Here is a 22,068-nt window from a genome sequence, read left to right on the forward strand (position 1 = left end):
GATTGATTCTACCGGGGTATGGACCCCTTTCCCAATGTTTAGTTTCTGGAAGAAGCGCAAGGCCGAACCGGCCCCGACGCCAACCGAGCCGCCCGTGGCGGCTCCGCAGCCGGCGCCCGTGCCGGCTCCGGTGGCCGAGGCCGTGGTTCCCTTCGACAAGCCGGCCGCTCCTTCACCGGTCCAGCCCGCCCCCGCCGCACCCGCGAGCCTGCCGGTGATCGCGCCCGCGCCGGTGCCCGCGCCGATGCAGGCGCCGCTACCCCCGATCGCTTCCCCCGCAGCCGCACCCGCCACCGCCGCGCTCGAGGAGCCCGAGCCCGAAGAAGAACTGGAACTGGTGCCTCCGCCCGAAGCCTCCGCCGAAGCCAAGCGCGGGTGGATGCAGCGGCTGCGTACCGGCCTGAACAAGACCAGCCGCGGCATCAGCACGCTGTTCGTGGGCGTCAAGGTCGACGAGGCCCTGTTCGAGGAACTGGAGACCGCGCTGCTGATGGCGGACGCCGGCGTCGAGGCCACCGAATACCTGCTCAACGAGCTGCGCCGGCGCGTACGCAACGATCGCATCGATACGGCGGACGGCGTCAGGCTGGCGCTGCGCGATCTGCTGACCGACCTGCTCAGGCCGCTGGAAAAGACCATGGCGCTCGGCCGCGAGCAGCCGCTGGTCATGATGATCGCGGGCGTCAACGGTGCCGGCAAGACCACCAGCATCGGCAAGCTGTGCAAGCACTTCCAGCACTATGGCCAGTCGGTGCTGCTGGCCGCGGGCGACACGTTCCGCGCCGCCGCGCGCGAGCAGCTGACGATCTGGGGCGAGCGCAACAACGTCACCGTGGTGGCGCAGGAAAGCGGCGATCCCGCGGCGGTCATCTTCGACGCGGTGAACGCCGCGCGCGCGCGCCGGGTCGATATCGTGATGGCGGATACCGCCGGCCGCCTGCCCACCCAGCTCCACCTGATGGAGGAGCTGCGCAAGGTCAAGCGCGTGATCGGCAAGGCCATGCCCAGCGCGCCGCACGAACTGCTGCTGGTGATCGATGCCAACACGGGGCAGAACGCGCTGGCGCAGGTGCGCGCGTTCGACGATGCGCTCGGCCTCACCGGCCTGATCGTCACCAAGCTGGACGGCACGGCCAAGGGCGGCATCCTCGCGGCCATCGCGCGGCAGCGCCCGGTGCCGGTCTACTTCGTCGGCGTCGGCGAAAAGGTCGAGGACCTGCAGCCGTTCAAGGCGCGCGAGTTCGCCGACGCGCTGCTCGGCCTCTGAGCCGCACGCCGCCGGCCGAATGAAAAACGCCCTTGGGTGCGAACCCAAGGGCGTTTGTCTTTGACGGGCGCTACCGCGGCCGCGTCGATCGATTACTCCGCATCGGGCTGCGCCTTGGGCTCGGCCTTCTGGAACGCGCTCTGCGCCATGCACGCCTCGAACACCCGGGCGATGACCGGAAAGCGCGCCACGTCGATCTGGAAGCGCTGCGCATTGAAGACCTGCGGCACCAGGCAGATATCCGCCAGCGTCGGCGTATCGCCGAAACAGAAGCGGCCGGCCTTGCCCTCGCGCTCCAGCGTCGTGTTCAGCGACGTCAGGCCCAGCTCGACCCAGTGCTTGTACCAGGCGTCCTTGGCCTCCTCCGCCACGCCGAGCGTGTGCTTCAGGTACTTGAGCACGCGCAGGTTGTTCAGCGGATGGATATCGCAGGCGATGGCCTGGGACAGCGCGCGCACATAGGCGCGGTCCAGCGCCGTGCCCGGCAGCAGCGGCGGCTCCGGATGCGTCTCGTCCAAATACTCGACGATCGCCAGCGACTGGCTCAGCGCGTGGTCGCCGTCCAGCAGGGTCGGCACCAGCGCATTGGCATTGAGCTGGGTGTAGGCCTCGCTGAACTGCTGCCCACCGTCGCGCAGCAGATGCACCGGGATGTATTCGAACGGCAGTCCCTTCAGTTCGAGCGCGATGCGCACGCGGAATGCGGCCGAGCTGCGGAAATAGCTATAGAGCTTGAGCATCGTCACACCACCTTGACGGTCAGTTCGCCGACGCCGTCGATGACGCAGTGCATGACATCGCCCTTGACCACCGGCCCCACGCCCTCCGGCGTGCCGCTGTAGATCAGGTCGCCGGGCTGCAGCTCGAACAGCCGGGACAGATACGACACCATCTCCGGCACCGACCAGATCAGGTCCGACAGATCGCCCCGCTGCTTCTCGACGCCGTTGACGGCCAGCGTGACCGCGCCCTTGGCCGGATGGCCGACGTCCGCCACCGGCACGATCGGACCGATGGGCGCGGAGTGGTCGAACGCCTTGCCGGTTTCCCACGGGCGTCCGGTTTTCTTCGATTCGTTCTGCAGGTCGCGCCGTGTCATGTCCAGGCCGATGGCGTAGCCGAACACATGGCCGGACGCCTGCTCCACCGGGATATCGCGCCCGCCCTTGCCGATGGCCACGACCAGTTCCACTTCGTAATGCACGTTGTTGCTGCCGGGCGGATAGGGAAAGCTGCCGGTCTCGCCGTCCGCCACGTAGCTCACCGCGTCGGCCGGCTTGCAGAAGAAGAACGGCGGCTCGCGGTCGGGGTCCGAGCCCATCTCGCGGGCATGGGCGGCATAGTTGCGGCCAACGCAATAGACCCGGCGCACCGGGAACCGGGCGCTGCCGCCGCGCACGGGCACGCCGTTAGGCGCCGGCGGCGCGAAAACGAATTCCGTCATCCAACTCTCCTGGCTTTCTTATGGTGGTCGCCGGCTCGGCGGGGCGGGCCGGCGCGTGGCGCGGCGCCGCCCGGGCGGGCTTCGGCAGGGCATCAGGATACACCGGCATGCCGGGCGCCCGGCGCCGCCAGGGGATGCGGAACGATGCGGCACTGCACCAGACCCGGCGCGAATATTGCATGAACGGGAGGCCCCATGACAAAGCCATGAACCAGCGCCCCACCTTTTCCTCGAGCGCCCCTTCCGCAACCGGCTCCCGCTCCCTGCGGATCCTGCTGGTGCGCGATCCGCACGACGCCGATCCGCTCAATGTGGAGACCATCCGCGCGGGCCTGGCCAGCGCCGGGTTCGCCGACATCGAGACGGTGGAGGCCGACCTGAAGCTGCCCGACGTGATCGGCGCGCGCCAGCCCGACCTGATCATCATCGCCAGCGAATCGGCCGCCCGCGACACCGTCGAGCACGTGTGCGTCTCGACCCAGCACGCCCCCCGCCCTATCGTGCTGTTTACCGACAACGACGACGCGGAACGCATCAAGACCGCGCTTTCGGCGGGCATCACCGCCTATATCGTCGACGGCCTGCGCGCCGAGCGCGTCAAGACCGTGCTCGACGTGGCCTATGCCCGCTTCGAACTGGATCAGGCCCTGCGCGCCGAACTGGATGCCACCAAGCTGAAGCTGGCCGAGCGCAAGGTGGTGGAGCGGGCCAAGGGGCTGCTGATGCAGACCCGCGGCATGACCGAGGACGAGGCCTACAAGCGCCTGCGCGGCATGGCGATGGAGCGCGGCCTGAAGCTCGTGGAAGCCGCCCAGCGCGTCATCGACGTGATGGCCTGAAGCCCGCCATCGCGCGGCACCACCGCGCCCCGCGACGGGGCGCACGCCGATGGTGCAATGCACGAAACCGGCGCCAGACGAGCCCTGCGCGGCGCCGGCCCATGCACCCGCCGCGCTTGCCCAGCGCGCACGCATTCGGCGCGCATTCCCCGCGAACTGGCACGCGTCCCGCCACCGGTTCCCACGAACGGCCCGACCTTGCCCCAAGCCGGATACGGCTGCCCCAGACTCGTTCCGTTTGCGCCCCAAACCCGCGCCACCGCGAGGCAGGGCCTGCGCCGGCCGCCGTTGGCATACCCATTGCGTAATGGCTGTGTCGGCCAACGGCGGCCGCACCAGCATCGATGCGCACGGCCAATGACGGCCGCGCGTTCATCCGGGACAACGGCGTCCTGACCCGCATCCGGCCTGGCCACAGGCGGAAGCGGCTCAGGACGCCTTTTCTTTTTTGGAGCCTTGCATGCCCTCTCGTCTGAAGATCGTCAAGCCATTGCACGCCGCGGTAGCGCCCACGGCGAAGGACAGCGTCGCCGACGCGGTCCCCGCCAGCCAGGGCCGCCGCCGCGCGCTGGCGACGATCGCCGGCGCCAGCGTGGTGACGCTGGTCGATCCGATGGTGCGCGCCGGAGCGTGGGCCGCCGGCTCCGATGCCCCCGAGAAGACCGACGTCAGGATCGGCTTCATTCCGCTGACCGACTGCGCCTCCGTGGTGATGGCCTCCACGCTCGGACTGGACAAGAAGTACGGACTGAAGATCACCCCCACCAAGGAGGCCTCGTGGGCGGGCGTGCGCGACAAGCTGGTCAATGGCGAGCTCGATGCCGCGCATGTGCTGTACGGCCTGATCTACGGCGTGCAGCTGGGCATCGGCGGACCGAAGAAGGACATGGCGGTGCTGATGAGCCTGAACCACAACGGCCAGGCCATCACGCTGTCGTCCAAGCTCGCGGAAAAGGGTGTCAGGGACGGCGCCGGCCTGCGCGCGCTGATGACCAGGGAAAAGCGCGACTACACCTTCGCCCAGACTTTCCCCACCGGCACCCATGCCATGTGGCTGTACTACTGGCTGGCCGCCAACGGCATCCATCCGATGCAGGACGCCAAGGCGATCACCGTGCCGCCGCCGCAGATGGTGGCCAACATGCGGGTCGGCAACATGGACGGCTTCTGCGTGGGCGAGCCCTGGGGCGCGCGGGCGATCGCCGACAAGATCGGCTTCACCGTCGAGACCACGCAGTCGATCTGGAAGAACCATCCGGAGAAGACGCTCGGGACCACGGCCGAATTCGTGCAGAAGTATCCGAACACCGCGCGCGCCATGGTCGCCGCCGTGCTGGAGGCCTCGAAGTTCATCGATGCCTCGGCCTCCAACCGCCGCAAGACCGCGGAGACCATCGCCGCCAAGTCCTATGTCAACACCGACATGGACATCATCCTCGACCGCATGCTCGGCCGCTACAGCAATGGCCTGGGCAAGACCTGGGACGACCCGGACGCGATGAAGTTCTACCAGGACGGCGACGCCAATTTCCCCTACCTGTCCGACGGCATGTGGTTCCTGACGCAGCACAAGCGCTGGGGCCTGCTGAAGGAGCATCCCGACTACCTGGCGGTGGCGAAGAAGGTCAATCGCATCGACGTCTACAAGCAGGCCGCGGCGGCCGCGCAGGTGCCATTGCCCAAGAGCGACATGCGGGCGGCCAAGCTGCTCGACGGCGTGGTCTGGGATGCCACGAAGGACCCGAAGGCGTACGCCGACGGTTTCAAGATCAAGGCGTAAGCGCGGGGCAGCCGGCACGCGCAGCACGACGAGCAGTAGCACCCGTATTCCCATCGCAGGCGTGAACCGTTTGCGCCGGCGCGCCGCCGGCGCTCCAAGGAGCTACCAATGAATGCACTTGCCCAGTCGACGCATCACGCCGTGGCGGCCGTCGCCGCCACGGCCGAACCGGAAGGCGAGCGCGCGGTCCGCCGCGCCCGCGAGATCGAGGCCGCGGCGCGGCGCGCGCAGCGGCGCGAGACGCTGACCGCCGCAGTCTGGAAGCTGAGCCCGCCGCTGCTGGGCTTCATGCTGTTCGTGCTGGTCTGGCACGGCATCGCCACCATGATCCCGGCGATCCCGACGCCGGCGGCGACCTGGAACGCCGCGGTGCCGCTGTTTGCCGATCCGTTCTACCGCAACGGGCCCAACGACCAGGGCATCGGCTGGAACGTGCTGTCGTCGCTGGCGCGCGTGGCGGCCGGCTTCGGGCTCGCGGCCCTGATCGGCATTCCGGCGGGTTTCGCGCTGGGGCGCTTCGCCTTCCTGAACGCCATGATGGCGCCGATCATCAGCCTGCTGCGTCCGGTGTCGCCGCTGGCATGGCTGCCCATCGGCCTGCTGCTGTTCAAGGCCGCCAATCCGGCCGCGATCTGGGCCATCTTCATCTGCTCGATCTGGCCGATGGTGATCAACACCGCGGTCGGCGTGACCCGCGTGCCGCAGGACTACCTGAACGTGGCCCGCGTGCTGAACCTGTCCGAATGGAAGGTGTTCACCCGCGTGCTGTTCCCTGCGGTGCTGCCCTACATGCTGACCGGCGTGCGGCTGTCGATCGGCACCGCGTGGCTGGTGATCGTCGCGGCCGAGATGCTGACCGGGGGCACCGGCATCGGGTTCTGGCTGTGGGACGAATGGAACAACCTGAAGGTCGAGCACATCGTGATCGCGATCTTCATCATCGGCATCGTCGGCCTGCTGCTCGAACACGCGCTGCTCGCGCTGGCCCGCCGCTTCAGCTACGGCGGCTGAGCCCGCCCCCCCTCTACGGAGAACCGTCATGGAGAAGTTCGTCAGCATCGAAAACGTGGGCCAGGTCTTCAAGACGAAGAAGGGGCCGTTCGTCGCCCTGCGCGACGTCAACCTGCATATCGCCAGCGGGGAATTCATCACGCTGATCGGGCATTCCGGTTGCGGCAAATCGACGCTGCTCAACCTGCTGGCCGGGCTGGCGACCCCGAGCTCCGGTGCGCTGATCTGCGCCGGCCGGGAAATCGCCGGCCCCGGGCCGGATCGCGCGGTGGTGTTCCAGAACCATTCGCTGCTGCCCTGGATGACCTGCTTCGAGAACGTGTATCTCGGCGTGGAGCGCGTCTTCGGCGGCAAGGAATCGAAGGCGCAGCTCAGGACGCGCACCCACGAGGCGCTGGCGCTGGTGGGCCTGACCCATGCCGAGGGCAAGCATCCGCAGGAGATCTCCGGCGGCATGAAGCAGCGCGTGGGCATCGCCCGCGCGTTGGCGATGGAGCCGAAGGTGCTGCTGATGGACGAGCCCTTCGGGGCGCTGGACGCGCTCACGCGCGCGCACCTGCAGGACGAGCTGCTGAAGATCGTCGCCAAGACGCGCAGCACCGTGGTGATGGTCACGCACGATGTGGACGAGGCCGTGCTGCTGGCCGACCGCATCGTGATGATGACCAACGGGCCGGCCGCGACCATCGGCGAGATCGTGGAAGTCGGCCTGCCGCGCCCGCGCGACCGGATGGCGCTGGCCGACGACAAGGCCTATCACGCCTGCCGCACGGCGGTGCTCGACTTCCTGTACCGCAAGCAGCGGAACCCGGCGCTGAAGGAAGCCGCCTGAAGGAGCCTCCGGACCCGGGGCGCCGCGCCGTGGGCGCCGGCGCCCCGCTCCGCTATCATGCGCCTCAGATCCTCACCAACGGCCGGCCATGACCACTTCACAGACTCCCACCGCCCCCGCCGCTGACAACGCCGCGCAAGGTTCCGATCAGGGTCCGTTCTCCGCCGCCCGCTATATCAAGGAAATCGGCCGTGGCGTCCAGGGTGCGCGCGCGCTGCCGCGCGAGGACGCGCGCACGCTGTTCGACGCCATGCTGGCCGGCCGCGTCTCCGACCTGGAACTGGGCGCGGTGCTGATGGCCTACCGCATCAAGGGCGAGGCGCCGCACGAACTGGCCGGCATGCTGGAAGCCGCGCACCAGCACTGCCTGCCGCTCGCGGCCCCGCCGGACCGGCAGGTGGTGGTGATACCGAGCTACAACGGCGCGCGCAAGCAGCCCAACCTGATCCCGCTGCTGGCGCTGCTGCTCGCGCGTGAAGGCCTGCCGGTACTGGTGCACGGCACGCGGCTCTTCCATGGCCGCGTGACCAGCATGACGCTGTTCGAGGTGCTCGGCATCCAGCCATGCGCGACGGTCCAGGAGGCCGAACAGCGGCTGCGGGATACCGGCACCCGGCCCGGCCCGCTGGCCGTGGTACCGATCGACGTGCTTTCCCCGGGGCTCACGCGCCTCTTGGACAAGCGGCCCATCATCGGGCTGCGCAACTCGTCCCACACGGTCGCCAAGCTGCTGCAGCCGGTCGGCGCCCATACGCCCGCGGAAGCGCTGCGGCTGTACAGCTATACGCACCCGGAATATCGCGAAACGCTGACCGACTATTTTTCGAACGAGCCGTCCAACGTGCTGCTGGCCCGCGGCACCGAGGGCGAGGTGGTGGCCGACGCGCGCCGCGGCAGCCGCATCGACTGGCTGCACGACGGGCACCAGCGCACGCTGGTCGACCCCACCGGCGGCTCCCTGCTCGACGTGCCCCAGTTGCCGGCCGGCAGCGACGTGGCCGAGACCGCGGCCTGGATCCGTCAGGTGCTCGACGGCGCCCTGCCGGTGCCGGTGCCGCTGGCGATGCAGATCGAGGCCATCCGCGGCTGCATGCGGGCCGGCACCCGCGTCGCCTGGACCAGCCCGCTGTAGTGCGCCGGCCGCGCGTCAGGCGCGCCGGGCAGGCAGCGGGATGCGCTCGGTTTCGCCCGGCACGCGGGGAAAGCGGTCCTCTTCCCAGCGCTGGGACGCCGATTCGATGGCCTCCTTGCTGCTGGAGACGAAGTTCCAGAAGATAAAGCGCCGCCCATCGAGGGGGTCGCCACCCAGCAGCATCAATCGGGACGGCGCAGCCGCGGTGAGCGTGACAGGCTGCCCCGGGGAGAGCAGCGCCATATGTTCCAGAGGCAGCGCCTCGCCATCGAGGGCGGCTTCGCCCTCGACCAGGTACAGGCCGCGCTGGGCATGCTCCTGCGGAATGACGAGGCTCGCGCCCGCTTCCATGTCGATGGCCACGTACAGCGTGCGGCTGAACACCGCCACCGGCGAACGCACGCCGAAGGCGTCGCCCGCGATTACCACCATGCGCACGCCCGGGCGTTCCAGCTTTGGCAGGGTGTCCGCCGGATGGTGAGTGAACGAGGGATCGACGCCCTCATAGTCCTGAGGCAGTGCCACCCAGGTCTGGATGCCATGCAGGCGGGCACCGGCCGCGCGCGCGGCGTCTGGCGAGCGCTCCGAATGGACGATGCCGTGGCCGGCCGTCATCCAGTTCACATCGCCCGGGCGGATCACCTGTTCGCTGCCGACGCTGTCGCGGTGCATGATTTCGCCATCGAACAGGTAGGTCACCGTGGCAAGCCCGATATGGGGATGCGGACGCACATCCATGCCCTTGCCGGGCGGCATGGCAACCGGCCCCATATGGTCGAAGAAAATAAACGGTCCCACGGTCTGCGCGGCTGCCGATGGCAGCACACGGCGTACGGCGAAGTCGCCGATATCGCGGACATGGGGTTTCAACAGGTGTTCGATGGCTGACATAGCGGTTCCCCGGAAGGCGCAACGGTCTAGTAAGGTGCTCGGACCGCAGTGTAGCGCCGGTTGGAACAGACAATTGCGTCGGCGGGAGAACCGGCTACGCGCCCAAGCCTCTAAACTCTGTATCTTGCGCCGCAATGTGCCGCGCCTATTGGACGTTGAGAGCGATGGCCCGGAACTATCGGGCCCGCCGCGACTCCAATTAGCACTCACCCGGACGGAGTGCTAATATCCGTTGCAATGCGGTAGCCGAATCCCAGCGGTTCGGACACACGGGCTCAGCGCCCGATGCGAAAGGAGTAATTGAGTGAACGCAGTCCTGTCTGCCGATCAAGCCCAGACGAACAGCCGCCTGCCCATGGTGCCCCAGCGCGCCGGGTCCATGGCGCTGACCCTGCCCGGCAACCTGGGCAATCTGGACAGCTATATCCAGGCTGTCCACCGTATCCCCCTGCTGACCGCGGAGGAAGAGAAATCGCTCGCCCGCGAGTTGCGCGAGCACGATTCCGTGGATGCCGCCCGCCGCCTGGTGCTGTCGCACCTGCGCCTGGTCGTCTCGATCGCCCGCCAGTACCTGGGCTATGGCCTGCCCCACGCCGACCTGATCCAGGAAGGCAATATCGGCCTGATGAAGGCGGTCAAGCGCTTCGACCCGGACCAGGGCGTGCGCCTCGTGTCGTACGCCATGCACTGGATCAAGGCCGAGATCCACGAGTACGTGCTGCGCAACTGGCGCATGGTCAAGGTGGCCACCACCAAGGCCCAGCGCAAGCTGTTCTTCAACCTGCGCAGCCACAAGCAGCACGCCCACACCTTCACGCCTGACGAGATCGACGCGGTCGCGCGCGAGCTGAACGTCAAGCCGGAAGAGGTGATGGAGATGGAAACCCGCCTGTCGGGCGGCGATCTGGCGCTCGAGGGTCAGGTCGACGACGGCGAGGAAGACTTCGCCCCGATCGCGTACCTGGCCGACAACCACAACGAGCCAACCCGCGTGCTGGATGCGCAGCGCCATGACCGGATGCAGGTGGAAGGCCTGGAAGAGGCGCTGTCGAAGCTGGACGCCCGCAGCCGCCGCATCATCGAGGCGCGCTGGCTGCAGGTCAACGACGACGGTTCGGGCGGCGCCACGCTGCACGAGCTGGCCGACGAGTTCGGCGTGTCGGCCGAGCGTATCCGCCAGATCGAATCGGCGGCCATGAAGAAGATGAAGGGCGCGCTGCAGGCATTCGCCTGATCGCCGCCCGCCCGGATGCCGCAAGGCGCCGGGCGCAACAAAAAAGGCCGGTCCCCAGGGACCGGCCTTTTTTTTGCCCGCCAAGCGCTACGAGACCAGCTGCTTCAGGTCGTGGACGATGGGCGCCGGCCCCTGTCCGTGGCGGATGAACAGCCGCAGCTTGCCGCTGGGATCGAACACATAGCTGCCGGCCGAATGATCCACGGTGTAGTTGTACGGCGACGTGCCGGGCACCTTGGCGTAGAAGACCTTGTAGTCCTTGGCGATCTTCTTCAGCGCGGCCTCGTCGGCGGGACGCATGCCAAGGAAACGCGGATCGAAGGCGGGCACGTACTGGGCCAGCAGCTGCTGGGTATCGCGCTCAGGATCCACCGTGACGAACAGCACCTGCACCTTGTCGCCGTCCGGGCCCATCTGCTCGACCACCGCCTTGAGCTCCGCCATCGTGGTCGGACATACGTCCGGGCAATGGGTGTAGCCGAAGAACATCACCACCGCCTTGCCCTTGAAGTCCGCCAGCGTGCGCACCTTGCCGTGGTGATCGGTCAGCGTGAAATCCTTGCCGAACTCGCTGCCGCCGGTGATATCGATGTTCTGGAACGACGCCTTCTGCTGGCCGCAAGCCATCAGCAAGGCGGACATCAGCAGGACGAGACAGTAGCGGCCTAGGCCGTGGAGCGGTCGGGTATGCATGCGGCAACGATCAGGGTGACGGTGGATGCGGGGCGCGGCGACGAAGCACCGGCGCCAGGGCGCGCTGCGCGCCAGCTCGCAGTATCGCCCAATGCGGCAGCCTGGATGGCCTGCCGCGACAACATGCCGCGGCGCGGGCCAGCTCAGACCTGTGGCACGAACTTGAAATAGTGATCCACCAGCAGCGCGGCGAACAGCAGCGACAGGTACAGGATGGAGAAACGGAAGGTGCGCTGCGCCAGCGCGTCCGAATACGCGCGGTACAGCTTCCACGCATACAGCAGGAAGCCGCCACCGAGCACCAGCGCCGCCGCCAGATAGATGTAGCCGCTCATGCCGTACACGAACGGCAACAGCGTCGCGGCGATCATGATCAGCGTGTACAGCAGGATATGCAGCAGCGTGAAGCGCTCGCCATGCGTGATGGGCAGCATCGGCAGCCCGGACTTGGCATAGTCGGCGCGGCGGTACAGGGCCAGCGCCCAGAAATGCGGGGGGGTCCAGGTGAAGATGATCAGCACCAGGAACCAGGCCTCGGCGGGCACTTCGTTGGCGACGGCCGCCCACCCCAGCGCCGGCGGCATCGCGCCGGACAGGCCGCCGATCACGATGTTCTGCGGCGTCGCGGGCTTGAGCAGGATCGTGTAGACCACGGCATAGCCGACGAAGGTCGCCACCGTCAGCCACATGGTCAGGTCATTGGTGAACACGTGCAGCGTCCACATGCCGGCCCCACCGAGCAACACGGAGAACACCAGCGTCTGCGCGGTCGTGATCTCGCCGGTCGCGGAGGGCCGCCAGGCGGTGCGCCGCATCAGCGCATCGACCTTCTGCTCGACCAGGCAATTGATGGCGAAGGCGGCGCCGGCCAGCAGCCAGATGCCAGCCGCGCCACCGATCAGCACCGACCACGGCACCATGCCCGGCGTAGCCAGGAACATGCCGATGACGGAGCAGAACACCGCGAGCTGGGTCACACGGGGCTTGGTCAGCGCGGCGTACTGGCGGGCCAGATGACGCACGCGGCCAAGCGGATGGGTTTGGGTAGCGGTAGCCACGGAGGGATTCTTGTCTTTCATGAGGCGCGTGCCGCGTCGGCAGGCCGGGCCGGCGCTCCCGCGGCGATGGCCGCGGTCCGGGTCGCGAGGCCTATATTGTAGTTGAGGCGGACCAGCAGCAGCAGCAGCACGGCCGCTCCGCCGTTATGGGCCACCGCCGCGACCAGCGGCCAGTCCAGCACGATATTGGACAGCCCGGTGGCCAGTTGCAGCGCCAGCGCGGCCAGCAGCCAGTTCGCCTTGCGTGACAGTCCTTCAAGGCGGCGCGCGCGCAGGCCGAACCAGCCGAGGTATCCCAGCACCACCACCGCGAAGCAGCGGTGCACCCAGTGGATGGCCACCAGGGCGGAATGCGGGATGTAGTCGCCGTCCGCCGTCATGCCGAGCTGGCGCCACAGCGTGAATCCATGGCGGAAGTCCATCTCGGGGATCCACTGGCCGTTGCACAGCGGGAAATCGGTGCAGGCGAGCACCGCGTAGTTGGTGCTGACCCAGCCGCCAAGGAAGATCTGGATCACCAGCAGCGCCAGCGACAACCGGACCGGCCAGCGCAGGCGCGCGGCCTCGGGCGCGATCGCCCGCGGCGGGTCGCTGCGCGAGCCCAGCCAGATCAGCGCGGCCAGCAGCGCCATGCCCAGTAGCAGGTGCATGACCACGATGATCGGCTGCAGTTTCAGGGTCACCGTGAAGGCGCCGAACGCGCCCTGCACGCAGACCAGCACCAGCACGCCGGTGGCGAACCACGGCGACTGCCGCAGCTGCCGGCGCTTGGCCCACGCCAGCACCATCAGCGCAATGATCAGCACGCCCACCGCCATCGCGAAGTAGCGGTGGATCATCTCGATCCATGCCTTGGCCCACGTCACCGGGCCGCTTGGCATCGCGGTTTCCGCGGCGCGGATATGCTCGACCGCGGCGTGCGGGTTCGAGTGGCCGTAGCAGCCGGGCCAGTCCGGGCAGCCCAGCCCGGAGTCGGTCAGCCGCGTGAAGCTGCCGAACATGATCAGATCCAGCGTCAGAAAGGCCGTCACCCAGACCAGCTTGCGGTACTTGTCGCGGCTGCCCCGCACCAGCACGTAGGCCAGCGGAAACAGGGCGATCAGGATGCCGATGGCGGCGAGTTGGCTCAACATGCGCGTTTTTCCCTCATCACGCCGTCAGCCGGCTTGCGAGTACTTGAGCAGGCGGGTCAGGTCCGACTGCATCTTCTTCGGGTCCGGCTCGCGCGGGTAGCGCATCATCAGGTTGCCCAGCGGGTCGACCAGGTACAGGCCGTCCTCGACGGGCCGGCCTTCCGGCGCGGGCAGCCAGCGCGCGGCGGCGTCGCGGTCGATGCGCAGGAAGCGCACGCCGGCATAGGGCTCGTTGTAGGCGGCGCTCAGCCGCGGATCGATGCCGCCGCCATCGGTCACCAGCCACACGGGCACGATGCGCTCGCGTTCCCTGCCCTGGCCGGCGCGGATCTGGCGGATCGTGAACAGCTTCCTGGCGCAGGCCTCGTCGCAGGACGCGCCGTCGGCCGTGATCAGCAGCCATTTGCCCTTGAGGCTGGCGAAATCCACCGTCTCGCCGCGCTCGTTGCGCAGCGGCACCGCCGGCGTGGGCCGCTGCGGCTCGATCAGCTTGCCGTAGTTGGTCTTGCCGCCGGCCGGCTTGAACACGTAGTAGGTCAGGTAGGAAGCGATGACCGGCGACGCGCAGACCAGCAGCAACAGCAGCATCTGGATGCGGCCCTTGCGGGTGCGCGCGTCGATGCGGGAATCCTGCGGCGCGGCGGATGCCGGCTTGGCGGGGTTGGGATCGGGTTGCATAAGCATGCTTGGTCGGTCAGTCACGGTTGGGCCCGGCGCCACGGGGCTCGCCCGCGGCCGGCCCGGCGTTGTCCGGGGCGTTATCGAAGGCGTTATCGGGGTCGATGGCGCCGGCGTTTGTCGTCGGCGCGCGAGCGCGCCGCCAAGTCAGCAGAATGGTCAGCACCAGCGTCAACGCCGCGAGGCCGAACCACTGGAAGGCGTAGCCGTAGTGGCGGTCGGCGCCATGATCGGGCGCCGGCCAGTCGCGCGCGAGGCCGTCGCCCGTGTCGCTGCGCTGCTGGAAGACAAAAGGCTGCAGCGGCATGCCGTGCTCCCGGGCGAATTCGGCCAACTCGACATTCTGCCGGATCGGCCCCGTCTCCGCGCCGTCGCCGCCCAGGGCATAGACCTTGGGCACGGCGGCAAGTGCCACGCCTTCGAGTTGCACGTCGTCTTCGGGCGTCGCGAACGGCGCGATGCGGGTGCGGTCCTGGGCATCGCGCGGGAGCCAGCCGCGCAGCACCAGCACGCCGGCGGCCCCGTCCGCGGCGCCCGACACCCGCAGCGGCGTCAGCACCAGAAAGCCGGCGCGCGAGTCCTTGCCATTGCCATGGGGCCTGTTGTCCAGCAACACCGTGCGGGCGGGATCGAAGCGGCCGCGCACGCGCACGCGGCGCTCGACCACCTCGGTGGTGAGGGGCGCGCCTGTGACCACGACGGGCGGCTGCGCGGCAAGCACCCGCAGGCGTTCCGCACGATCCAGTTTCTCGTGTGCGCGGTTCAACTGCCAGTTGCCCAGGGCGCACGTGACCGCGATCACCACCAGCGCCGCCAGCGCGGGCACGGGACTGAGGGCGCGCAGCCACCTCACCGGCCCGCCCTCCGCACCGCGATGCCATAATGGCGGCTCACCGAACCGGCCTCCGCCATGCGCATCGTCATCGTCATCGCCTTTATCCTGATTCTCTGCAGCCTGGGCTCAGCGCTGTTCTTCATGATGCGCGACCAGGGCAAGACACCCAATATGATGCGCTCGCTGGCGCTGCGTGTCGGCCTCTCGATCGCGCTGTTTCTGTTCATCCTGCTGTCGTACCGAATGGGCTGGATCCAGAGCACGGGCATTCGCATGGCACCTTAGCGATCCCTGCCTGCCCCCGCCGCATCGGGCACATCGTCAAGCGACAAAAAACAAGCGCCGCAGGCTGGCTTTCCTCCTGCGGCGCTTGTTTTTTGTTCTTGTCTGCCGCGGCGGCCAAGAGGCCCGCCGCGGCCTGGCCGCCGGACACAGCCGGCGGCACCGCGGTGACGCTTACAGCCAGTACACCACGATATACAGGAACAGCCAGACCACGTCGACGAAGTGCCAGTACCAGGCGGCGCCTTCGAAGGCGAAGTGGTTGTCCGGCGTGAAATGGCCCTTCATCACGCGCACCAGCACCACCGCCAGCATGATCGCGCCCATGGTCACGTGGAAGCCGTGGAAGCCGGTCAGCAGGAAGAACGTCGAACCGTAGATGCCCGAGGTCAGCTTCAGGTTCAGGTCCGAGTAGGCATGCATGTACTCGTAGACCTGAAAGCCCATGAAGACGGCGCCCAGCAGCACGGTCAGCACCAGGCCCTGGATCACCTGGCTGCGCTTGCCGGCCAGCAGCGCGTGGTGCGCCCAGGTCAGCGTGACGCCCGACATCAGCAGCAGCGCGGTGTTGATGGTCGGAATCGGCCACGGGCCCATGGTCTGGAACGGCTCCACCGTGCCGGCGGGGCCGGTGTTGGGCCATACGGCCGCGAAGTCGGGCCACAGGATCTTGTTGTTCAGGTCGCCCAGCCACGGCATGGTGATGGCACGGGCATAGAACAGGGCGCCGAAGAACGCGCTGAAGAACATCACCTCGGAGAAGATGAACCAGCCCATGGACCAGCGGTACGACACGTCGATGCGCTTGCCGTACAGGCCGCCTTCGGACTCGACGATGGCGTCGCCGAACCAGCCCTTGAGCACGAACAGGAACCAGACCAGGCCGGCCATGCAGACCCACGGCGCCCAGGCTGCCCCGTTGACCCATCCCGCGGCGCCGGCGCCCACCAGCAGCATGCCGAAGCTAGCTGTGATCGGATGGCGCGAGGGGCCCGGTACGAAGTAGTACGGAGCGGTTGCGCGATTCGCACTCATTCTTTTTTCTCCAGCTCAGAGTCTTTGATTCAGTAATCTTTATATGCCCATCCGGCCCTGGTGCACCGGCGGCTCTGCTTATGCTCGTCTACCCGCCCGCCCCGAGGGGCCGGCACCTCAAGTCACCACGGCGCGCACGATGGCGATCAGCACCGCGACGAAGATCGCCACCGCGATCAGGCCCGCGATGATCACGTGGACCGGATTCAGGTTGGCCATGTCGCGCTCATGCTCGGTGCCCTTGCGCAGCCCGATGAAGGACCACAGCACCGCCCGCATGGTCTGCACGAACGTCGCCTTGCGGCGGGTCGGATCGTCCTGCGCGTCCACCCGGTTCTGCCTCCTCAACTGCCCGAGCCGGCCGGCGCGACGTCAAGCTGTCCGCCCGGGGCCTGCGCGACCGGCGAACCGATCTCGAAGAAGGTGTAGGACAGCGTGATGTTCTTCACGTCCTTCGGCAGGTCCGGATCGATCACGAAGACGACCGGCATCTCCCGCGACTCCCTGGACTTCAGCGTCTGCTGCTTGAAGCAGAAGCACTCCACCTTCTTGAAATACTGCGTCGCCTGCTTCGGCGCGTAGCTCGGAATCGCCTGTGCCGAGATATCCCGCGACTGACCGTTCGCCACCTCGTAGACGATGGTCGCCATCTCGCCAGGGTGCACTTCCATCGAGTTCTTCACCGGACGGAAGGCGAACGGCCCGCGCGCGTTCGAATCGAACTCGACCGTGACCGTGCGGGTCTTGTCGACCTGGGTGTTCTTCAGGCTGCCCGCCCCATGCAGCTCGCGGGTGGTGACCACGTTGATGCCCGTGATCTCGCAGATTTTCTTGTACAGCGGCACCAGCGCATAGCCGAACGCGAACATCAACGCGACGATCACCAGCAGGCGCAGCAGCATGCCGCGGTTGTAGCGCTGGTCCGTCGCTTCGCCGGAAGGCTCCGGCAAGGGGTTCGTGCTCATGGTGGTTACCTTGCAGCGGGCTTCAGCCGAGCCAGATCATCTTGGCGAAGAAACCCAAAAAGAAGACCAGCACGATCGACAGCAGAATCATTCCCAGGCGTCGGTTGGAGGCCTTGCGGTCGATGGGTGTCGGGCTTTTGTTTGGATGCTGCATAACGCTCGATTCATGGAGCGGGGGCGGATGTGGATCCGCCCCCGTCTCGCAATGTCAACTTACCGGACCTGCGGCGGCACCTCGAAGGTGTGGAACGGAGCCGGCGACGGCACGGTCCACTCCAGGCCCTCGGCGCCATCCCAGGGCTTGTCCGCGGCCTGCTGGCCGCCGCGATACGACGGCAGCACCACGAAGAAGAAGAAATACACCTGCATCAGACCGAAGCCCAGCGCGCCGATCGAGGCGATCGCGTTGAAGTCTGCGAACTGGATCGCGTAGTCGGCATAGCGACGCGGCATGCCGGCCAGACCCAGGAAGTGCATCGGGAAGAAGGTGATGTTGAAGAAGATCAGCGAGCCCCAGAAGTGGATCTGGCCGCGGGTTTCGTTGTACATGAAACCGCTCCACTTCGGACCCCAGTAGTAGAAGCCCGCGAACAGCGCGAACAGCGAGCCGGCCACCAGCACATAGTGGAAGTGCGCCACGATGAAGTAGGTGTCCTGGATCTGGATGTCGATCGGGGCCACCGCCGGGATCAGGCCGGTGAAGCCACCGATGGTGAACACGAAGATAAAGCCGATCGCGAACAGCATCGGGGTCTCGAACGTCATCGAGCCGCGCCACATCGTGGCAATCCAGTTGAAGATCTTCACGGCCGTCGGCACCGCGATCAGCATCGTCGCGTACATGAAGAACAGCTGGCCCGTCACCGGCATGCCGGTGGTGAACATATGGTGGGCCCACACGATGAACGACAGGATCGCGATCGAGGCGGTCGCGTAGACCATCGAGCTGTAGCCGAACAGGCGCTTGCGCGCGAAGGCCGGCACGACGTGCGAGATGATCCCGAACGCCGGCAGGATCATGATGTACACCTCGGGGTGGCCGAAGAACCAGAAGATATGCTGGTACATCACCGGGTCGCCGCCGCCTGCGGCCGAGAAGAAGCTCGTGCCGAAGTGGCGGTCGGTCAGCACCATGGTGATGGCGCCGGCCAGCACGGGCATCACGGCGATCAGCAGGTAGGCGGTGATCAGCCACGTCCAGCAGAACATCGGCATCTTCATCAGCGTCATGCCCGGGGCGCGCATGTTGAGGATGGTGACGATGATGTTGATCGAACCCATGATCGACGAAGCGCCCAGGATGTGCATGGCGAAGATGGCCATGTCCATGCCCGGACCCATCTGCACCGACAGCGGGGCGTACAGCGTCCAGCCCGCGGCGGTGGCGCCGCCCGGCACGAAGAACGAGGCAGCCAGCAGCAGCGCGGCCGGCGGCATCAGCCAGAAGCTGAAGTTGTTCATGCGGGCGAAGGCCATGTCGGATGCGCCGATCTGCAGCGGGATCATCCAGTTGGCGAAGCCGACGAAGGCCGGCATGATCGCGCCGAACACCATCACCAGGCCGTGCAGCGTGGTGAACTGGTTGAACAGCTCGGGGCGGAAGAACTGCAGGCCCGGCTCGAACAGCTCCAAGCGGATCAGCAGCGCCAGCACGCCGCCGGAGAGCAGCATGGTGAACGAGAACAGCAGGTACAGCGTACCGATGTCCTTGTGGTTGGTGGCGAACAGCCAGCGGCGCCAGCCATGCGGATGATCGTGATGATCATCGTGAGCGTGGTCGTGCGGATGGGCGAGTGCGTCCGGGGTAGCGGTACTCATTGCTAAAAGCTCCTCAAATCCTTGTCTTACGACCTCGTTCAGCTGGCGGCGCCGTCGGCGGCCAGGCTGGCTTGCTTGCCGGCGGGCTTGTCTTCCGCCTTGGGGGCGGCATCGGCACCACCGCCCTCGGGGAACTTGCCGGCACGGGCGTTCACGAAATCGGTCGGCTGGATGACCTCGCCGGTCTTGTTGCTCCAGGCGTTGCGGGTATAGGTCATGACGGCGGCCAGCTCGGTATCCGAGAGCTGCTTCCACGACGGCATGCCGCCCTTGCCTTCCAGCAGGATGTGCATCTGGCCGGCCTGCGGGCCGTTGACCACCTTGGAGCCGTCCAGGCCCGGGAACGCACCGGCGCCCTTGCCGTTCGGCTGGTGGCAGACCGCGCAGTTGGCGGCGTAGACCTTCTCGCCACGGACCTTGAGCTCGTCCATCGTCCAGGTCTTGTTGGGATCGTCGGCGGCGGCGGCCATGGCCTTCTTCTTCTCGTCGACCCAGCTGGTGTATTCCTCGTCGGTCACGACGCGCACCACGATCGGCATGAAGGCGTGTTCCTTGCCGCACAGTTCCGCGCACTGGCCGCGATAGACGCCGGTTTTCTCGGCCTTGAACCAGGTGTCGCGCACGAAGCCGGGGATCGCATCCTGCTTGACGCCGAAAGCCGGGATCATCCAGGCGTGGATCACGTCATTGGCGGTCGTGACGATGCGGATCTTCTTGTTGACGGGCACCACCACCTCGTTGTCCACCTCCATCAGGTAGGTGTTCGACTTGGGCGCCTCGTTGTTGATCTGCTCGCGCGGCGTGGTGAGGGTGGACACGAAGGAGATGCCCTCGCCCTGGCCCTTCAGGTAGTCGTACCCCCACTTCCACTGGTAGCCGGTGGCCTTGATGGTGATGTCGGAGTTCGTGGTGTCCTTCATCGCGACCACGGTCTTGGTCGCGGGCAGCGCCATGCCGATCACGATCAGGAACGGGATGATCGTCCACACCACCTCGACGGTGATGCTTTCGTGGAAGGAGGCGGACTTGGCACCCTTGGATTTGCGGTGCTTGAACACGGAGTAGAACATCACCCCGAACACCGCGAAGAAGATCACGGTGCAGATGATCAGCATCATCCAGTTCAGCCAGTGAATCTGCTCGGCGATCTTGGTGACGGGTTCCGTCAGGTTCAGCTGGCGCACGGCCGGGCCGCCCGGCATGTCTTCGACTGCGAGGGCCGCCTGACTGGCGAGCAGGGACGCGCCCACCAGACACGCTGCGGATGCCTTCTTCCACATTTTCATTTGTTGTCTACCCAAATTACAGATTCAAATCTGTTCCCGCCGGGCCACCGCCGCCTCAGAGGCGGCGCAAGGCGCTCGCGAGTTCCTGCGCGAACTTTCGGCGTCTGTACGGGTCCAGAAAGCACCCCACCTGCACAGTCTGCCCGCCCATGCGCAGGCTGACCAGCGCAAGAGACGATTCGCCCAGTTCCACCCGCACCCAGCGCGGGTTGAATTTCTGCCGCGTCACAGCGGCGGCGCTGGACGTCTCCACGACCAGCATGCCGTCGACGAGCGTAACGCGCTCATAGTCTGTCGCATGGCGCGCATACATCAGCAGCGCGATACCCAGTCCCGTCAGCTCGAGCGCCGTGAACGGCAACACGAGCCATGTCCCCCGCCAGGCAAAGAACAGACCGATGGCGGTGGAGAAACTGAAGATCGAGAGGTAAAACCAGCCGACCTGGCGTGGAGATAGCGAGCAGTTCCGCTTCATCAGCCAGTCGTTGCTCGGCACGGGAAGAATCTCGCCGCGAAACTCCGCGGATTCGTCATGCGCCGTCTGGAATGCGATACCCAAGTCTTGCATCGCCAACCACTCTGCTTCGGATGCACGCCCGGGACGATTGCGCCTCGCCGACTGCACCGTGGCGGTGCGATTTGCGGGACGTATTGTGCCTGGGAACCACTGCGACAAACTGGCGCATTATAGGGCGCTTCGCCTACTGGAACAAGGACGCGGGGTGGCCGCCACACCACGCACCCGGGAAAACCCTGCCCCATTCTGACGCGTGCGGCGGGGTGGCGACCCACCCACGCCGGCTCAGCCGCGACGCCGCGAGCGGCCGATGCGGTCCAGCGGGATCACGGCCCTGCCCTCTTCGTCCAGCGCCTGTTTCTCGCGCCGCGGGAGCTTCCAGGCGTGCCCATAGACGATCTCGAACGTCAGCGGGATCACCCCGTCCCCGTTGCGCCGGCGCTCCAGCGCCGCGACCAGCCTGTCGTGCCAGCCGCGCCCACGCAGTCCGCCGCGCCCGGGGCCGCGGTAGCCGCCGAAGGCATGCACCTCGCTCAGCAGCTTCTGCGGCGTCTCGTAGGTGACGGTCAGCGTTTCCATATCCATCACCGGCGTGGACCATCCACCGTGCACGAGCATGTCGCCGATATCGTGCATGTCGACGAAGCGCAGCGTATGCGGGTCGTCGTCGACCTCGGCGGCGGCGGCGCGCAGTTCGCGCAGCGTGTCGGGGCCGAACAGCGAGAACAGCACCAGTCCCTCGTCGCGCGTGACGCGGTGCCATTCCGGAAAGACGCGATGCGGTTCGGGATGCCAGTGCAGCGCAAGATTGGACCAAAGCAGATCGAACTGTTCGCCCGCGAATGGCAGGCTGGCGAGATCGCCCTGCACGAGGTCGAAGGTCGGACGCTTGCCCAGCAGCCGTCCCAGCCAGCCCGGCTGGCGCTGCGGGTCGCGCCGCGCGGCGGTGGCCAGCATGGCCCCGGAGATATCCAGGCCCGCGATCTGCGCGTCGGGATATTGCGCCCGGAGCGCCGCGAGGCCGAGCCCCTGGCCGCAGCCGATATCGAGCGCGCGCTCGGGGGCGAGCCGGATCACCTGCATGCGCTCCTGCATGCGCTGGCCGATCTCGGCGAGCAGGAAGTCGAGCCGGTCGAAGCCGGCGCTACGCCGGTCGAAGGCGAGCCGGGTCAGCCGCGTGGGCGGCACGAAGGCATCGGGAGTATCGGAAGCATGCAGGGACACTGGCAGACCACGCGGCAAGACGGTGAAGAGCAATCCAAAGACCTGGATCTCGATGGCGCCGGCGTGCCCACGGGCACGGCTGACGGAGCCGAAGTATACGCGGCGGACCGCGGA

Annotated in this window: 24 protein-coding genes; 8 read left to right on the forward strand and 16 right to left on the reverse strand. The window is 67.1% G+C overall.

Annotation, left to right across the window (positions count from 1 at the left end):
• Positions 1-34: 34 nt before the first annotated feature.
• Complete coding sequence (gene ftsY, locus LDO27_RS13915; RefSeq protein WP_224042290.1) at positions 35-1,267, forward strand: signal recognition particle-docking protein FtsY; 1,233 nt, start codon at positions 35-37, stop codon at positions 1,265-1,267.
• A gap of 92 nt (positions 1,268-1,359) precedes the next feature.
• Here the strand turns inward: ftsY and maiA are convergent, their stop codons facing one another.
• Complete coding sequence (maiA, locus tag LDO27_RS13920) at positions 1,360-2,007, reverse strand: maleylacetoacetate isomerase (protein ID WP_222202204.1); 648 nt, start codon at positions 2,005-2,007, stop codon at positions 1,360-1,362.
• Positions 2,008-2,009: 2 nt separating this feature from the next.
• Positions 2,010-2,711: a fumarylacetoacetate hydrolase family protein gene (locus tag LDO27_RS13925; RefSeq protein ID WP_224042291.1), complete on the reverse strand. Its 702-nt coding sequence runs from the start codon at positions 2,709-2,711 to the stop codon at positions 2,010-2,012.
• A gap of 206 nt (positions 2,712-2,917) precedes the next feature.
• Between LDO27_RS13925 and LDO27_RS13930 the strand changes: the two genes are divergently transcribed.
• The 5 genes from LDO27_RS13930 to ybiB all read left to right on the forward strand — a co-directional run bounded on the left by LDO27_RS13930 (position 2,918) and on the right by ybiB (position 8,305).
• The gene (locus LDO27_RS13930; protein ID WP_222202208.1) at positions 2,918-3,550 is read left to right on the forward strand and encodes an ANTAR domain-containing response regulator; all 633 of its coding nucleotides are present in this window, start codon (positions 2,918-2,920) and stop codon (positions 3,548-3,550) included.
• Between the two features lie 460 nt (positions 3,551-4,010).
• Positions 4,011-5,330, forward strand: coding sequence for a CmpA/NrtA family ABC transporter substrate-binding protein (locus tag LDO27_RS13935; RefSeq protein ID WP_224042293.1), 1,320 nt, complete (start codon positions 4,011-4,013; stop codon positions 5,328-5,330).
• 108 nt (positions 5,331-5,438) lie between these two features.
• Entirely contained in the window at positions 5,439-6,341 is a 903-nt protein-coding gene (gene ntrB / locus LDO27_RS13940) for a nitrate ABC transporter permease (RefSeq protein ID WP_224042295.1), read from the forward strand.
• A 28-nt stretch (positions 6,342-6,369) separates the two neighbouring features.
• Positions 6,370-7,173 (forward strand): ABC transporter ATP-binding protein, encoded by an 804-nt coding sequence (locus LDO27_RS13945; RefSeq protein ID WP_224042297.1) that lies wholly within the window; start codon positions 6,370-6,372, stop codon positions 7,171-7,173.
• An 88-nt stretch (positions 7,174-7,261) separates the two neighbouring features.
• The gene (ybiB, locus tag LDO27_RS13950) at positions 7,262-8,305 is read left to right on the forward strand and encodes a DNA-binding protein YbiB (protein ID WP_224042298.1); all 1,044 of its coding nucleotides are present in this window, start codon (positions 7,262-7,264) and stop codon (positions 8,303-8,305) included.
• A 15-nt stretch (positions 8,306-8,320) separates the two neighbouring features.
• Here ybiB and LDO27_RS13955 read toward each other — a convergent pair whose 3' ends face one another.
• Positions 8,321-9,196, reverse strand: a complete 876-nt coding sequence (locus LDO27_RS13955; RefSeq protein ID WP_224042300.1) for a pirin family protein — start codon at positions 9,194-9,196, stop codon at positions 8,321-8,323.
• A 355-nt stretch (positions 9,197-9,551) separates the two neighbouring features.
• Here LDO27_RS13955 and rpoH point away from each other — a divergent pair, with 355 nt between their 5' ends.
• Complete coding sequence (rpoH, locus tag LDO27_RS13960) at positions 9,552-10,430, forward strand: RNA polymerase sigma factor RpoH (protein ID WP_224042563.1); 879 nt, start codon at positions 9,552-9,554, stop codon at positions 10,428-10,430.
• An 87-nt stretch (positions 10,431-10,517) separates the two neighbouring features.
• Here the strand turns inward: rpoH and LDO27_RS13965 are convergent, their stop codons facing one another.
• The 5 genes from LDO27_RS13965 to LDO27_RS13985 form a co-directional block, all read right to left on the reverse strand.
• The gene (locus LDO27_RS13965) at positions 10,518-11,072 is read right to left on the reverse strand and encodes an SCO family protein (RefSeq protein WP_224042564.1); all 555 of its coding nucleotides are present in this window, start codon (positions 11,070-11,072) and stop codon (positions 10,518-10,520) included.
• 194 nt (positions 11,073-11,266) lie between these two features.
• Positions 11,267-12,202, reverse strand: a complete 936-nt coding sequence (locus tag LDO27_RS13970) for a heme o synthase (protein ID WP_222202416.1) — start codon at positions 12,200-12,202, stop codon at positions 11,267-11,269.
• The gene (locus tag LDO27_RS13975; RefSeq protein ID WP_224042301.1) at positions 12,199-13,314 is read right to left on the reverse strand and encodes a COX15/CtaA family protein; all 1,116 of its coding nucleotides are present in this window, start codon (positions 13,312-13,314) and stop codon (positions 12,199-12,201) included. Before LDO27_RS13975 ends, LDO27_RS13970 begins: the two co-directional genes overlap by 4 nt.
• A gap of 24 nt (positions 13,315-13,338) precedes the next feature.
• Complete coding sequence (locus LDO27_RS13980; protein WP_222203257.1) at positions 13,339-13,992, reverse strand: SCO family protein; 654 nt, start codon at positions 13,990-13,992, stop codon at positions 13,339-13,341.
• Between the two features lie 16 nt (positions 13,993-14,008).
• A complete protein-coding gene (locus LDO27_RS13985) occupies positions 14,009-14,818 on the reverse strand; it encodes an SURF1 family protein (RefSeq protein WP_322790814.1) in 810 nt (269 codons plus the stop codon).
• An 84-nt stretch (positions 14,819-14,902) separates the two neighbouring features.
• Here LDO27_RS13985 and LDO27_RS13990 point away from each other — a divergent pair, with 84 nt between their 5' ends.
• Positions 14,903-15,112: a twin transmembrane helix small protein gene (locus tag LDO27_RS13990; protein ID WP_222202421.1), complete on the forward strand. Its 210-nt coding sequence runs from the start codon at positions 14,903-14,905 to the stop codon at positions 15,110-15,112.
• A 171-nt stretch (positions 15,113-15,283) separates the two neighbouring features.
• Here the strand turns inward: LDO27_RS13990 and LDO27_RS13995 are convergent, their stop codons facing one another.
• From LDO27_RS13995 to LDO27_RS14030, 8 genes are all read right to left on the reverse strand, one after another.
• Positions 15,284-16,144: a cytochrome c oxidase subunit 3 gene (locus tag LDO27_RS13995; protein ID WP_222202423.1), complete on the reverse strand. Its 861-nt coding sequence runs from the start codon at positions 16,142-16,144 to the stop codon at positions 15,284-15,286.
• 117 nt (positions 16,145-16,261) lie between these two features.
• The gene (locus LDO27_RS14000; RefSeq protein ID WP_377747216.1) at positions 16,262-16,423 is read right to left on the reverse strand and encodes a DUF2970 domain-containing protein; all 162 of its coding nucleotides are present in this window, start codon (positions 16,421-16,423) and stop codon (positions 16,262-16,264) included.
• Between the two features lie 65 nt (positions 16,424-16,488).
• The gene (locus tag LDO27_RS14005) at positions 16,489-17,109 is read right to left on the reverse strand and encodes a cytochrome c oxidase assembly protein (RefSeq protein WP_222202424.1); all 621 of its coding nucleotides are present in this window, start codon (positions 17,107-17,109) and stop codon (positions 16,489-16,491) included.
• 22 nt (positions 17,110-17,131) lie between these two features.
• Complete coding sequence (locus LDO27_RS14010; protein ID WP_222202425.1) at positions 17,132-17,263, reverse strand: cytochrome oxidase small assembly protein; 132 nt, start codon at positions 17,261-17,263, stop codon at positions 17,132-17,134.
• A gap of 59 nt (positions 17,264-17,322) precedes the next feature.
• A complete protein-coding gene (gene ctaD / locus LDO27_RS14015) occupies positions 17,323-18,927 on the reverse strand; it encodes a cytochrome c oxidase subunit I (RefSeq protein WP_222202428.1) in 1,605 nt (534 codons plus the stop codon).
• Between the two features lie 38 nt (positions 18,928-18,965).
• Complete coding sequence (coxB, locus tag LDO27_RS14020) at positions 18,966-20,213, reverse strand: cytochrome c oxidase subunit II (protein ID WP_222202430.1); 1,248 nt, start codon at positions 20,211-20,213, stop codon at positions 18,966-18,968.
• A 55-nt stretch (positions 20,214-20,268) separates the two neighbouring features.
• Entirely contained in the window at positions 20,269-20,781 is a 513-nt protein-coding gene (locus LDO27_RS14025) for a DUF2244 domain-containing protein (RefSeq protein WP_222203259.1), read from the reverse strand.
• Between the two features lie 234 nt (positions 20,782-21,015).
• Positions 21,016-21,954 carry a methyltransferase domain-containing protein gene (locus LDO27_RS14030; protein WP_222202433.1) on the reverse strand — a complete coding sequence of 313 codons (939 nt, stop codon included), beginning with the start codon at positions 21,952-21,954 and terminating at the stop codon, positions 21,016-21,018.
• Between the last annotated feature and the right edge of the window lie 114 nt (positions 21,955-22,068).

The sequence above is a fragment of the Cupriavidus respiraculi genome, assembly GCF_914271545.1.
In the GTDB taxonomy this organism is placed as follows: Bacteria; Pseudomonadota; Gammaproteobacteria; order Burkholderiales; family Burkholderiaceae; genus Cupriavidus; species Cupriavidus respiraculi.